Origin of the sequence: Colwellia sp. Bg11-28, assembly GCF_002836245.1 — a bacterium.
GTDB classification, from domain to species: domain Bacteria; phylum Pseudomonadota; class Gammaproteobacteria; order Enterobacterales; family Alteromonadaceae; genus Colwellia; species Colwellia psychrerythraea_A.
Genome location: NZ_PJBA01000018.1, coordinates 757588 through 771622, shown reverse-complemented (window position 1 = coordinate 771622; position 14035 = coordinate 757588). Strand labels below are relative to the sequence as shown.

The 14035-nt window shown below is 38.5% G+C and carries 9 protein-coding genes and 1 riboswitch; of the genes, 4 read left to right on the top strand and 5 right to left on the bottom strand.

What is annotated here, in order from left to right; translation table 11 throughout:
* Positions 1–20 precede the first annotated feature (20 nt).
* Positions 21–4481 (bottom strand): glutamate synthase large subunit, encoded by a 4461-nt coding sequence (gene gltB, locus CXF79_RS20525; RefSeq protein WP_011045230.1) that lies wholly within the window; start codon positions 4479–4481, stop codon positions 21–23.
* Between the two features lie 440 nt (positions 4482–4921).
* The gene (gene folE2 / locus CXF79_RS20520; protein WP_011045227.1) at positions 4922–5848 is read right to left on the bottom strand and encodes a GTP cyclohydrolase FolE2; all 927 of its coding nucleotides are present in this window, start codon (positions 5846–5848) and stop codon (positions 4922–4924) included.
* A gap of 247 nt (positions 5849–6095) precedes the next feature.
* Here folE2 and CXF79_RS20515 point away from each other — a divergent pair, with 247 nt between their 5' ends.
* On the top strand, positions 6096–6452 hold the full coding sequence (locus CXF79_RS20515) for an Hpt domain-containing protein (protein WP_232769267.1): 357 nt from the start codon (positions 6096–6098) through the stop codon (positions 6450–6452).
* A 70-nt stretch (positions 6453–6522) separates the two neighbouring features.
* Here the strand turns inward: CXF79_RS20515 and arcA are convergent, their stop codons facing one another.
* The 3 genes from arcA to CXF79_RS20500 all read right to left on the bottom strand — a co-directional run bounded on the left by arcA (position 6523) and on the right by CXF79_RS20500 (position 10082).
* A complete protein-coding gene (gene arcA, locus CXF79_RS20510; protein WP_011045225.1) occupies positions 6523–7224 on the bottom strand; it encodes a two-component system response regulator ArcA in 702 nt (233 codons plus the stop codon).
* 136 nt (positions 7225–7360) lie between these two features.
* Complete coding sequence (locus tag CXF79_RS20505; protein WP_232769266.1) at positions 7361–8992, bottom strand: sensor histidine kinase; 1632 nt, start codon at positions 8990–8992, stop codon at positions 7361–7363.
* Positions 8993–9020: 28 nt separating this feature from the next.
* On the bottom strand, positions 9021–10082 hold the full coding sequence (locus CXF79_RS20500) for a methyltransferase (RefSeq protein WP_232769265.1): 1062 nt from the start codon (positions 10080–10082) through the stop codon (positions 9021–9023).
* A 179-nt stretch (positions 10083–10261) separates the two neighbouring features.
* Positions 10262–10507: riboswitch (Lysine riboswitch) on the top strand.
* Positions 10508–10680: 173 nt separating this feature from the next.
* On the opposite strand from CXF79_RS20500, the gene CXF79_RS20495 reads away from it, so the two are divergent.
* From CXF79_RS20495 to CXF79_RS20485, 3 genes are all read left to right on the top strand, one after another.
* The gene (locus CXF79_RS20495) at positions 10681–11430 is read left to right on the top strand and encodes a 2,3,4,5-tetrahydropyridine-2,6-dicarboxylate N-succinyltransferase (protein ID WP_011045222.1); all 750 of its coding nucleotides are present in this window, start codon (positions 10681–10683) and stop codon (positions 11428–11430) included.
* A gap of 181 nt (positions 11431–11611) precedes the next feature.
* Positions 11612–12859, top strand: coding sequence for a PLP-dependent decarboxylase (locus CXF79_RS20490; RefSeq protein WP_101157566.1), 1248 nt, complete (start codon positions 11612–11614; stop codon positions 12857–12859).
* 13 nt (positions 12860–12872) lie between these two features.
* The gene (locus tag CXF79_RS20485) at positions 12873–14003 is read left to right on the top strand and encodes a succinylglutamate desuccinylase/aspartoacylase family protein (protein ID WP_101157564.1); all 1131 of its coding nucleotides are present in this window, start codon (positions 12873–12875) and stop codon (positions 14001–14003) included.
* Positions 14004–14035 lie beyond the last annotated feature (32 nt).

The window sequence follows — 14035 nt, the reverse complement described above, 5'->3', positions numbered from 1 at the left end:
AAATCCTCAATTCTTACCAATTATTGTGCTTGGACACGAAGTTCAGCACTTGAACGACTACGGTGACCTAATAAGGTCTTTACATCGGTAGCTGTCGGTTTAATCAGTTTAAATAAGGGTGCATATCGATCAAAGTCATGAAGCATTTCATGAGCGCGCAAGCTACCCGTTTCTTCAAAATGTTGATTGATGATGCCACGTAAATGTTCTTGGTGAATGGTTAAATCTTCAATAGCCAACATTTCAATAGATTCTTTGTTCAGACGAACATCTAAGTCACCTGTTTCATCTAATATGTATGCGAAACCGCCGGTCATTCCTGCACCAAAGTTAACACCTGTATCTCCTAGTATAGTAACTATACCGCCAGTCATATATTCACAGGCATGATCACCAGTGCCTTCGACAACTGCATGACAACCTGAATTTCGTACAGCAAAACGTTCACCAGCACGACCTGAAGAGAATAACACCCCGCCAGTAGCACCATATAGACAAGTATTGCCCATAATCATCGTTTTATGGCTAGCGTATTCAACACCAACAGGGGGCTTGATCGTGAGTTTACCTCCCGCCATACCTTTACCGACATAATCGTTGGCATCACCGGTTAAAATCATGTTCAAACCACCAGCATTCCAAACACCAAAACTTTGTCCTGCAGTACCTGATAGATGTATTGTAATCGGAGAAGACGCCATTCCTTGATCGCCATGATGACGAGCAATTTCACCGGATAAGGTTGCTCCAACAGAGCGGTCAGTATTTTGAATAGTAAAACGATATTCACCGCCTTTACTATGAGACACCGAATCACTGGTGGCAGCTAAAATTTTCTGATTTAACTGACCTTTATCAAATGCAGTGTTTTCTTCTGTCTGATGAAGTGCCGTATTTTCACCGGCAACAACAGGTGCGATTATCGGTGATAAATCTAATTTACTTTGTTTAGACGTAAGTCCATCAATCTGTATTAATAAGTCAGTTCTGCCTATGATCTCAGTTAAACTTTTTACACCAAGACCGGCAAGAATTTCACGTACTTCACGGGCAATAAATTTAAAATAATTCATTACTTGATCAGGTAAGCCTTTAAAGAACTGCTCGCGTAAAACCTCATCTTGCGTTGCAACGCCAGTAGCACAGTTATTTAGGTGACATATACGGAGAAATTTACAGCCTAGTGCTACCATAGGTGCAGTACCAAAGCCGAAGCTTTCAGCGCCTAAAATAGCCGCTTTAACAATATCAACACCGGTTTTTAAACCACCGTCAACTTGTAGACGCACTTTATGGCGCAAACCATTGGTTACCAATGACTGATGAGCTTCTGCTAAACCTAGTTCCCAAGGACAACCTGCATATTTTACTGAACTAAGTGGGCTGGCGGCAGTACCACCGTCGTAACCTGAGATGGTAATAAAATCGGCATACGCTTTAGCAACACCCGACGCAATGGTACCAACGCCTGGTCCAGAGACCAATTTCACTGATATAACCGCTTTTGGATTCACTTGTTTTAAGTCAAAAATAAGCTGAGCTAAATCTTCAATAGAATAAATGTCATGATGCGGCGGCGGAGAAATTAAGGTAACACCAGGTACTGAGTAACGTAATTTAGCAATTAATGGCGATACTTTATCACCAGGCAACTGCCCACCTTCACCAGGTTTTGCCCCTTGCGCTACTTTAATTTGTAAGACATCTGCATTGACTAAGTAGTGTGGGGTTACGCCAAAGCGCCCTGAGGCAATTTGTTTAATACGAGAATTTTTAACGGTACCAAAACGACGCTCATCTTCACCACCTTCACCAGAATTTGAAAAACCACCTAAACGGTTCATGGCAATAGCCAGTGCTTCATGTGCTTCAGGGCTAAGCGCACCAATTGACATGGCGGCGCTATCGAAACGTTTGAACATTTCTCCTTCAGACTCTACTTGGTCAAGTTCAATCGGCTCGCAGTCATCCCTAAGTTTTAATAAATCTCGCAGGGTGGCTACTGGGCGCTGATTAACTTCATCGGCGAAAGTACGATAATCATTATAATCACCGTTTTGCACTGCACGTTGTAAATAATTAACCACATTAGGATTAAAGGCATGGTACTCACCACCATGAACGTACTTTAATAAACCGCCATGATTAACTTTTTGATGAGGTAAAAATGCTTTGCGTGCAAGGTTAGCTGCATCTTGTTGAATATCACTGAAATCAGCTCCTTTAATGCGACTTGGTAAGTCACTAAAACAAAGCTCCATAATATCTTCATTTAAGCCGATAACTTCAAATAATCCGGCACAGCGGTAACTGGCAATGGTTGAAATACCCATTTTAGAGAGTATTTTCAATAGCCCTTTATTGATACCTTCTCGATAATTAACGATGGCATCACGGGCTGATAAATCTATTTGCTTTTGTTCAACTAATTGCTCAATCGTTTCAAACGCTAAATAAGGATATATAGCGGTAGCACCTAAGCCAAGTAATACCGCATACTGATGCGAGTCACGCACTGAACCCGTTTCTACAATAATATTAGAGTCGCAACGTAACTGTTGATCAACTAAACGTTTCTGTACCGCGCCGACAGCCATTGCCGCAGGAATAACGAGTAAACCTGGTTGGATATTTCTATCTGATAACACCAAAATAACAGTGCTGCTATCGCGAACAAGTGTTTCTGCTTCATTACACAAGCGTCTAATAGCGGCTTCTAAACCTTCTTTTGCATCAAAACTTAGCGTTAATGTATCTGAGCGATAATGCTCAGGATCTAAATCTCGTAATTGTTTCAAGCCGGTATACATAAGCACTGGCGTTGAAAACAACATGCGATCGGCATGACCCGACGTTTCGTTAAATACATTATGTTCACGACCAATGCAGGTACCTAGTGACATCACATAACGTTCACGTAAAGGGTCTATTGGCGGGTTTGTTACTTGCGCGAATTGCTGACGGAAATAGTCATATAAAGTACGCGTTTGACTCGATAATACTGCCATAGGAGTATCATCACCCATAGAACCCGTCGCTTCTTGGCCATTTTCGGCTAATGTTCGAATGACTTGCTGAATTTCTTCATAGCTGTAATTGAACATTTTGTGGTACTGATTCATCTCTGCATCAGTAAATACACGTTGACCAATCAAGTTAGCTTCAAGTTGATCAAAGGGGACTAGTCGGCGAATATTTTTAGTTAACCACTCTCTATAAGGGTGACGTTCCTTTAAATTATTATCAATATCGGCTGAATGAGATATTTTACCTGTGTAGGTATCAATGGCGAGCATTTCACCAGGGCCAACACGGCCTTTTTCCACCACTTCATCTTCACCGTAATCCCAAATACCTACTTCTGAAGCGAGGGTAATAAAACCATTACGAGTAATAACATAACGGGCAGGGCGTAAACCGTTTCTATCAAGGTTACAGGCAACATGGCGGCCGTTAGTCATTACTACGCCAGCGGGGCCATCCCATGGTTCCATGTGCATAGAGTTGAATTCATAGAAGGCACGTAAATCATCATCCATTAACGGACTGTTTTGCCATGCAGGCGGCATCAATAAGCGCATTGCACGGTATAAATCCATACCACCAGCTAAAAAGAGTTCAAGCATGTTATCTAAAGATGATGAATCGGAGCCTGTCTGGCCAACAAAAGGAGCAGCATCTTGTAAGTCAGGCAATAATGGTGATTTAAAGCGGTGAGTTCTCGCCCGACTCCATTGACGGTTACCGTTAATGGTGTTGATTTCACCATTGTGCGCTAGATAGCGGAAAGGTTGTGCTAAATGCCATTGTGGCGAGGTATTGGTTGAAAAGCGCTGATGGAATACACAGATAGCACTTTGCATGCGAATATCAGCTAAATCTAAATAAAAATTAGGTAAATCTACAGGCATCATTAGCCCTTTGTAGATTGTTACTAGACAAGACAAACTGGCAACATAAAATTTTTCGTCGGTAATACGCTTTTCAGCGCGACGACGCGCCATATATAAACGTCGCTCTAACTCTAGGTTTCTCCATCCTGGAGGAGCATCAACAAAGACTTGTTCTATCGTTGGTAAATTGCCTATCGCAATTTCACCTAATACCGATGTGTCGATAGGTACAGTGCGCCAGCCTATTAATGTTAAGCATTCATTTGCTAACTCTTCTTCTAATACTTTTTTAGAAAGTGCAGCTTCAACGGGATCAGGGCTTAGGAAAATCATGCCGACAGCATATTTTTTACCTAGCTTCCATTTATTGTCGGCGGCTACGGCGCGAAAAAAGCTGTCTGGTTTTTGTAATAGTAGGCCACAACCGTCACCTGTTTTACCATCGCTGGCGATACCACCACGATGTTGCATACGATCTAAAGCGGAAATAGCGGTCTTAATTAGTTTGTGACTGGTTTCACCCTGTTGATGGGCAATTAGACCAAAACCACAGTTGTCCTTTTGGACGCTATGATCATAAAGTTGCATATTTTTCTCCTAATAATAAACCAACTTACTTACAGGACAGGTAAAAAGAATAAAGGCATGGAAAAAATGCATAAATACACCTCTTTTTAAGTAAGTGGAACTATCAACACTACCCAGTTCTTTGGTAAAGGTCAATTTAAATAGAGCTTTTGCTCGTCAGTCATCTTGACGGCTGTACTGAGTATTAATTGAATAATGAAAAGTGCTTATATCAACAGATTGTTTTTGCTGTGATTGTTATTTTTGATAAGTGCTTATATCTTTATCGAGCAAAAAATAATGAAATAAACATCGTTTATAGGCGTGTGATATAGCAAAAGGAGATTCTGTCTAAGTGACTTCTGAAGTTGATGTTCTGCTAACAGTTAAATAAGTGACACAAAAAAGCCAATAGTGAAATCACTATTGGCTTTAAGTTTTATAATAGAGCTTAGTTATCGCTATGGCTGATAGCCATCCTTGATACCCTTGGTCGTTACACTAACAGCGTCATGGGCATGAAGAGACTCTAAATGATTTATCCGTAACCAGAAGTCATCAAATTGATCTGTTTGATTCAGACTATGCTGTAAACGACGAGCAGCATCTTCACAAAACATTAAGTTTTGACCATTTAGGCGAGCAAACTCTTGCTCATCTTCGCGTTTGACTGCAGCTTGTACCGGTGTTTTTAGAGAGTTTTCAACCAGGTCAACTATCTCGGTAATAGGAAAGTCATTAATACTAGAATTTAGTTTTACTTTTACTTCGGCAACAGAACGTTGAGAATGAGGAGTTGCTACGATTCCTTCTGTTGTGCCTAACCAATCATGAACATCAGTTAATGCCAGTTCGCTTTGTTGAGCAAACTTATCTTGAAAAGCTTTTTGTATCAACTGCCTTGCAAGGGCCGCAGAGCATGGACAAGTTGAAGAATAGGGTACATCAATAGTTAGCTCGATAGTGAGTTTACCTTGATTTAGGTTTCCTGTTAGCGTTACCGGGTAAGCTTTCCAACCTTCTTTACCACTGATTAATGATTTTCTACGTAAATGATAATCAAAGCAAAATTGTACTTTAGCTTGGTCACTTAATTCTTGGTGACTACTAATAAATCCATCAAGCAAACTCACTAAACTTTGATAGTTAAGTATATTACTTGTAGATAATTCATCGATAAGTAGATAAAGACGCGACATATGTATGCCTTTAGCTTGTGCATCTTTTAAGTTCACAAAGGCATCAATATGAGCAGAGACCATACGCTCACTTTCACCTTTTGAGGCAACCATAATAGGCATTTCAATGTTACTCATGCCGACCCAGTCAAGTGTACCTTCGGTTTGAGCTGTTGTATGGTTGGCGATATCTGGCATTGATGTCGTCATTTCGACTCCACTTTAAACGATAGTTACTAACTAATCTTCGAGTTCTTCTTGAGATAAGGACGAAGAGTAGATCTAAGGGCGCACATTCTAGCTTATTTTTTAATGGTAATCATTACTGTTGTTGCACAAGAGATAAAAAATATAGCTATATGATATGTTTTTTCATAAGTTTCAATATGTTTGTCTGATTTTTATTACTGCGGTAATATAGAGGCATCCTATATTCCTTACAGAAAAAGGCGTGTTTGTGGAAACTAAACAATCGAATCCTGATTTAGATCTGGAGTTACTTCAAGGTTATTTAGATAGTTTAGGTAAAGTCATTGTTGAGCAGATGTTTGCTTTATATTGCCAGCAAGTTGAGATTTACCTTAACGATATTGAAAATGCACAACTCAATGATTCACTTTCTGGCTGGCAAAATCATTGCCATAAAATGAAAGGCGCTGCAGCAAGTGTTGGTATGTACCAATTACATGGACAATTGAAGTTAATAGAAAAAGCTGAGGTGTCAAAAGAGAAAAAATCGGTATTGTTAAAAGAGTTGAGGTTATTGAATGATCAAGCAGTATTTGCTTTTAAAAACTGGTTGGAAACTATCTAAGCTGTAATTACATTTTTATTTGATTCAACTAATAAAGCAGCCCAAGATAGGGCTGCTAATATATTATAACTTAATCTAGTATACCGACAAAACGATAACCTTCACCATGAATGGTATTAATAAGCTCTGGAGTTTCTTGGTTCAATTCAAAGTGCTTACGAAGGCGCCTTATGGTGACATCGACGGTACGATCATTTGAACGTAAATCTCTACCTGTCATCTCTTTAATTAATTCTTGGCGTGAAATTATTTTACCTGCATTTTTTATAAGTAAACTTAATGCACGAAATTCACCGCGAGGAATAGCAATGACTTCACCTTCTGGGCTGGTCATTTGACGAGAATTACCATCTAAAGTCCATTGATTGAAGCTTACTATGCTTTGTTCGGCTTCAGTACTCGTTTGACCTATGCGACTTAAAATATTTCGAGCTCTGATAGTCAACTCGCGTGGATTAAAAGGTTTGGTCAAATAATCATCTGCGCCAATCTCTAAACCAAGGATTTTATCAATATCGCTATCTCTACCTGTAAGGAAAATTAACCCTAAGTCTTTATTTGCTGTTAATTCACGTGCTAATAGCAAGCCATTTTTGCCAGGTAAATTAATATCCATAATGACGAGGTTGATGGTATGAAGTCTGAGCTGCTCAGCCATGCTATTGCCATCAACAGCTTCGAAAACAACGTAACCTTCTGCTTCAAATAAGTTGCGTAAGTTAAAGCGGGTGACGTCTTCATCTTCGACAACTAAGATTTGATAAGTCTGCATGTTGGAATTTACCTAATATTTAAATGGTGATTGAAATTATTATTATAATGAGTGAACTATTTGTAATATGTTTACATTTATTTAACTATATTAGTCACGTGAAATTGAAAAAACAATTTTTAAGACCATTATTTCATTAAGTTGCTGCTAATTCTACCGGAAAAGTGATATCAAAACACACACCATGCTCTGGTTCATTATCAAGCACTATATGACCATCTAGCGCTTGAGTAACTAAATTGTAAACTAAATGCATACCTAAACCACTACCACCACTGCCGCGTTTGGTGGTTGTAAAGGGATCAAAAATTTTTGCCTTCACCGAATCATCAATACCAAGACCATCGTCACTATAATTAATATGCAATTGATCACTAAGGTTCATAACGTTTATCGTTATCGTACCTTGTTCAAGTCCTTCAAAGGCATGATAAATTGAATTTAGAATCAGATTTATTAATATCTGATTGATGGGTCCTGGTTTACTCTTTATGTTGAGATCTTCTGGACAGATCACTGAGACAGTTACATTAGTAGACATCAGTTTAGCTGAAAGTGTTAGCAATACTTCATCGAGTAAATCATGAACATTGAAAGTAGAACTCTCAGCACTAGATTGGTCAACAGCAACCTTTTTAAAGCTCGATATTAATTTTGCTGCGCGTTCTAAATTGCGAAATATTATCGAGACATTTTCAACACCATCAGTTAAGAATTTCTTTAATTGGCTAGATTTTAATGTTTTATCTTCAAAAGAAGCTTTAATTTCGTTTAGCTTATCTGCTAACAAACTTGAAGCAGTAACACCCAAACCAATAGGGGTATTTACTTCATGTGCGATGCCGGCAACCATGTCACCGAGTGAAGCCATCTTTTCAGTCTCAACCAATTGCCCTTGAAATTCATGTAGTTTTTCTAAGGTTGATAATAACTCTTGATTTGATTCTTTTAATGCATCTGTTCTCGCACTAAGCCTATTCTCTAATGCTTGATTTTGAGATAAAGCATGCTGATGCTCATCAATTATTCTAGTGATATGCTTATCAGTGCGAAGTAATAATACATTGATGTTTTTAGCCAGAATATCAAGCTCTTTGTAAGGCTGGTTAGCTAATTTAAGGGTGAAATTTTTACTTTGTGATATTTGTCCAACATCTTCGATTAGCTTGACTATGGGCTGATTGGCTTTATTAAATAACCATTGCGAAACACCAAACGCAATTATAAGAAAAAAGAGAAGAAAGCTAACCATAATATAGGTTAATTTTTTGATGAAACTTTGCTTTTCAAGCAGGCTAGATTGGATAAATAAGTAGCCCAAGGTATGCTGACCTTGGCTGACTTTTACAATAAGTTCTAGATGATTTTCTTCAAACTGGATAGTACTTAATTGTGATATATGAGCTATTTTGTCGCTAATAGCTGGAAAGTTATGATTTTTATTATAGCTACTGAAATACTCTATGCTGCTATCTTCATTCAAGCGATACACATGTATACGATTGATGAGAGGAGTTGAGATTAATTTTTTAAGTTCGCTGCTCAGTGCTGTTTGACTATTATCATTATCACTTTCTAGAAATTGACGACTATTTTTTGCGAGGATATTTGCCCATGCTCGAGTTTCACTAGCGATAGTCTTATTCTCATGTTCATCGACCATATTAATAATGCTCATCGAAACAGCGATGATTATTAATAGGGTTAACCCCATTATACTTTTAACTAAGCGACTGTGCAGTGATATGGTGTTGGTTAAGTGTGGCATGGTACCCAATAAATTATATTTTGTATCTTTATGATAGCTGAGCTCGGTAAATAGTAAACCCTTTGTCTTTTGTTATCACGCGAGTATTACCAATGTGTGTTTCCATGATCGGTTGATAACGTAAAAAACTGTTGGCTACTATCGTAATGTTACCTTGTTTGTTAAGTTTTTTATTTATTCCGGCTAAAAAGTCTTCACTGGCTTGGTAGTGCGTTTTAACACCTTGATGAAATGGAGGGTTTGAAACAACGTGTTGATAGTGTTCGTTAACATCCGATAAACTATTTGATGGGAATACATTACCCGATAGACCGTTTAAAGCTAAACTCTCTTGTGCTGAGGTTAATGCCAAAGCGCTAACATCTAATAGAGATAAGTTTGTACCGCTAAATTTCTTGCCAATAAAGCAACTGATTACTCCTGCACCACAACCAAAATCGAGTACTTTTCCTGTCATTTTACTCGGTAAATTACTTAGTAATAATGCGGTACCAACATCAAGCTTTTGCTGACTAAAAACACCCGGTAAAGAAGCTATTGTTAGCTCAATACCTTCTACAGTAATTTGGTATTTTTTGAACCAATCTTGCAGGTTGAAAACATCTGATAACCTTTCTGGCTGAAATAGACCAACAAAAAGCAGACAATGGCGTGCAGCATCGACTTTTTGACAACAAGAAAATATATGTTGAGTTAATTTAGCTGCAGACTGTATACCGCCTTTTTTCTCGCCAACCAGTATTATTTTTGTTTCATCATTTATGCAATGAGTAATCATAGCAAGCGTGAAGTTGAGTTCAGCTTTACTTTTAGGAAACGCTATTATCACAAGATCATGACAGCTTGTTGTTTGATATGTGCTGGCAAAAGTTGCCTTAACATTTTTAGTCTTTGTTGGACTGCAATGCTTTTTGGTAATTGCCTGATAATCAATGAAATTTGTATTAAAGCAATGGATAGTGTCTGGTTTATGAATCTCTGTATAAGCCTCAATGAAACCATCTTCAGGTAAGTTAATAAATAAAGGAACTTTAGCTACAAGTAATTCACTATTACGTAACAATATTTGGCTAGGGTTTGACAATGACATAGGGCAAGACACAGGGCAATAAATAGAGAAAGAACAATGGTTATATTCTACGGTAAATAAGTATAAGGGAATAGGGTTATTTGCCGTAAGTTAATTGTGTCGAGATAAAAAAAATGCTTAAATAGTAAGTGTCCCTAATTCCAATTTATTGGTTGAGTAACTAACCAGTAAATTTTAATAGGGCCAGAAGAGGAGCGTTAACCAGGTAATTACTATTGTTTTGTATTGTCTTGAACAATTCAAAAACAGATATCAAAATCTGTAGATGGTAATGAGGGGGATTAACGCCGAGATAAATGGCTATTTGATAAGCTGTTTATCGGTTGTGTACTTTATATATTTTATAAAGTAGTGGGCTGAATCCCAACAACTGTCACTTTGAAAAACAACCCTATGGGTTGTTTAAGTGGGGAGCTTCTGGTCTTTGCATATTAGCCCAAATATCGGCTCAGCTGATATTATGCTCTTCTCTGTCAATGCCCAGTCCTCCGCACAATGTATTTAGTTTTATTCATTAAGTGTGCCTTAAGCATACCTTTGATAACACGAATACTCATAATCTTTCTATAGACTTTTTATCAGATAAGCGGAGTAATAAATGAACTGGCAAGATGTATTAGCACAGTTAGAATCAGGTAGTTTACGAGCGGCAAACCAAGATGATGCCGGTAACTGGCATGCCAACATTGAAGTGAAACAAGGTATTTTAGCTGCTTTTAAAGCAGGTAAAAACATTGCTTTTGATGATAATTACCAAGGTTTTGTTGATAAACACAACTTACCAGCTCGTCAATTTACACCTGAAGATGGTGTTCGTTTAGTACCAGGTGGTTCATCAGTACGCGCAGGTGCTTACGTTGCCGAAGGCGTTATCATCATGCCACCAGCTTATATCAATGTTGGCGCTTTTGTTGATAGTGGCACTATGGTTGATAGCCATGCTTTGATTGGTTCATGTGCACAAGTTGGTAAAAATGTACATATTTCAGCAGCCGTTCAAATTGGTGGCGTATTAGAGCCAATAGGCGCTAGTCCGGTAATCATTGAAGATGGTGCCTTTTTAAGTGCTGGTGTCGTTGTCGTTGAAGGCATTGTTGTTAAAAAAGGTGCGGTATTAGCACCAGGCGTATCTCTTTCAAAATCAGTACCTGTTTATGACTGTGTTAATCAAGTTATGAGAGAAAAAGGTGCTGAAATTCCAGAACGTGCAGTTGTTGTACCTGGTACCCGTCCTGTTAAAGGTGAATGGGCTCAAGAGCAAGGTCTAAGTATGGCCTGTGCGCTTATCGTTAAATATCGCGATGAACAAAGCGATGCTTCTTTAGAATTAGAATCAATTCTAAGATAATACTTAGGGGATCATAACCTCGTTGCCGTAGCACTCAACTTATTCGTCAAAAGTACTCATTGATAGTCATCAACTCCGTGCTTTACCCTTTAATTTGAGCGTTACCGCTTAGCGTTTATTTACCCCTGATATAACTATCTACCGTTTTAAAACTTAAAAGAAAACTATAAAGATAATTATGATGACTAAATCCACTTGGTTTGACACCAGCATTGAAAATGCCTTAGTTACACATGAATCACCAGAAGATGAACAAGGCTATTTTGTTTATCAACTTGATGCACTTAAAGCACATTTAGCCGCTTTACAGCAGCAAGATGTCATTAAATTATGGTTTGCCGTTAAAGCGAATCCACTATCCAAAATAATTCAAACATTAGATAGTGAAGGCTTTAACTTTGATGTTGCTAGTAGCGGTGAGTTAGCTCAAGTTTTAGCGCAGGGAATAGACCCTAGTCGGATCTTAAATACTGGACCAGCTAAATCAAAAAAACAACTGACTGCATTTATTAAGCAGGGCGTTAATACTTTTGTGGTTGAGAGTCTAAATCAACTGAACTGGTTAAATGAAGCAGTACTTGAGCAGGAACAATCACTCAAGAGTGTTGAAAAACCGAAAGTACTACTGAGAGTTCAGCTGCAATGGCATGAAGGCGAGAAAAACCCACTGGGTGGAAATAGCTTAACGCCCTTTGGTCTATCAGTGTCTGAATGGCAGAATATTCATGTAGATAGCTATCCAGCGTTGGATCTTTGTGGCTTGCATATTTTCCAATGGGGTAACATGCTCAGTAATGAAAAAATGTTTTCATTATGGTCCCAAATGATAACTCCCTTGACTGATTTAGCTAGTAGCATTGGTATGACACTTGATGTACTCGATTTAGGTGGTGGTTTAGGTATTGATTATTTAGGCGAGGGACAAGCTTTGTCTTGGTCTCAAGTTATCGAAGACTTGGCCATTATCAAAGCAAAAGCTGGTGTCAAAGAATTATGGCTTGAGTTGGGACGTTTTGCGGTTGCAGAGTATGGCTATTATGTCGTGCCTGTTGTTGATAGAAAAATGAATTACAACCAAGATCAGTTAGTGTTGGCGGCGGGAATAAATCATTTATTGCGTCCTGCTATTACTGATCAACCTTTTCCGGTACAGATACTACGAGAAGGGTTTGTAGCTGAAGACGACTCTATGCAAGCTTTTGATTTGCATGGCCCTTTATGCACCAGTATGGATAAATTAGGGCATTTACAGTTACCTAAAGACACGGCTGTTGGTGAACAACTCGTGTTTGGTTATTGCGGTGCTTATGGCTTTACTGAAAGCATGCCGTTTTTCTTATGTCATGAATTAGCGGCTGAATATGTTTACCAAAATGGTACGCTAACTCAAATCAGAGCAGCTCTGCCTGCTTCATCTTATTTGGCTTAGTTGAGGAGTTTCGATGAATAATTTTACCAAAGAAGTGATGTCCGTTGGCGAAATGGCAAGTGGTGCTAAGCTCACTGTGCCGGTATATGTTTTTGAAACTGAAAATAATTCTGCTCCCAGTGTTTATATTCAGGCTAATATGCATGGTGCTGAAGTACAAGGTAATGCAGTTATCTTTCAGTTACTTGAACTGCTACAGCATTGTAATTTACAAGGCAATATTACCTTAGTACCCTATGCTAACCCAGTAGCCTGTAATCATAAAAATGGTGAATATACTTTAGGTCGTTTTGACCCCATTACCGGGGAAAACTGGAATCGCATGTATCACTTTGATCAAAGTGTTATTGCCCCCTTTGCGCAGCAATACCTTGATGCGAGTGAAGAAGAAATAGCAGATAAATTCCAGCAACTTTTGATTACTGAAATAGATCAACGATTAGAGCACAATATTTGGGGTATCACTACGGGGCAACGTATTGCCTACCAGTTACAACGACTTGCCCATCAAGCCGATATCGTTTTAGACTTACACACAGGACCTATTTCAAGTAAGCACTTATATTGTCCAGAGTATGCAAAATCGAGCGCGGAGTATTTTGATATTGAGCATACTATCTTTATTCAAAATGGTTTTGATGGCGCCATGGACGAAGCAACATTTTGTCCATGGTGGAGCTTACAAGAAGCTTATCAAGATTTAGGTCGCAACTTTACTATGGGCAAAGGAGCTTTTAAGAAAGAAAGCTTTACCGTTGAACTTGGCTCTCAAGAGCAAATTGACCTAGATGTAGCTAAGCAAGATGCACTTGGTATTTTATCTTATTTGCAATCTCAGGGTGTTATCGATAATAAACAGTATCAGCCACAGGAAATGACTAGATACGCTTGTTATCTGAAAGATTATAAAGCCTTATATTCACCTATGGGTGGAATGGTTGATTACCTTGGGGAATTTGGTAAGCCTTTAGCAGCTGGTGAGCCGTTAGCCCGAATTCTTCGTATGGATAATTACGGTGATGGTGAGGCATTGCATTATGTGTCACTTGAGCAAGACGTTATTCCTATTTTGCACTTCGCTTCTGCGAGTGTTAATCAGGGCACTGAGTTATATAAGGTCTTTTGTAATTACTTTGAGCTTTAAGATCCATTAAGCAAAATACATATATTACAAAA

Coding starts and splice junctions, on each gene's coding strand:
- gltB (WP_011045230.1), bottom strand. CDS start 4,481: ATGCAACTTTATGATCATAGCGTCCAAAAGGACAACTGTGGTTTTGGT.
- folE2 (WP_011045227.1), bottom strand. CDS start 5,848: ATGACGACATCAATGCCAGATATCGCCAACCATACAACAGCTCAAACC.
- arcA (WP_011045225.1), bottom strand. CDS start 7,224: ATGCAGACTTATCAAATCTTAGTTGTCGAAGATGAAGACGTCACCCGC.
- CXF79_RS20505 (WP_232769266.1), bottom strand. CDS start 8,992: ATGCCACACTTAACCAACACCATATCACTGCACAGTCGCTTAGTTAAA.
- CXF79_RS20500 (WP_232769265.1), bottom strand. CDS start 10,082: ATGTCATTGTCAAACCCTAGCCAAATATTGTTACGTAATAGTGAATTA.
- CXF79_RS20495 (WP_011045222.1), top strand. CDS start 10,681: ATGAACTGGCAAGATGTATTAGCACAGTTAGAATCAGGTAGTTTACGA.
- CXF79_RS20490 (WP_101157566.1), top strand. CDS start 11,612: ATGACTAAATCCACTTGGTTTGACACCAGCATTGAAAATGCCTTAGTT.
- CXF79_RS20485 (WP_101157564.1), top strand. CDS start 12,873: ATGAATAATTTTACCAAAGAAGTGATGTCCGTTGGCGAAATGGCAAGT.